Genomic DNA, 268 nt, shown 5'->3' on the forward strand with positions numbered 1-268 from the left:
GGTTGTTCGGAGCATCGAGCACCGCGTCCTGCGCCTCGATGTAGCCCTTCAGGCGGCCGGCTTTCAGCCCCTGCAAGTATGCTGTACTGAACCGCTTGTTGTGGTCAGCAATGAACTCGTCCATAACCTCCAGAATTTCGCGTCTGGTGATCTGGTACACGGTTTCTGTCGGGTCCTCGTATGCCGCAGGATCGCGCTTGATAGCGGCTTCGAACCGCTCGATGATAGCGTCTTCGTAGCGCCCGCGCGTCTCAATAATGCTCATTGC

Annotated in this window: 1 protein-coding gene; it reads right to left on the bottom strand. The window is 57.5% G+C overall.

The window, feature by feature from the left end; translation table 11 throughout:
- Positions 1 to 268, bottom strand: a 268-nt coding sequence (locus AC1RO3_RS09220) for a hypothetical protein (protein ID WP_481764121.1), incomplete at both ends; no start/stop codon positions are given.

This window comes from Dellaglioa sp. CoH-57-MRSF-19, from assembly GCF_056781975.1.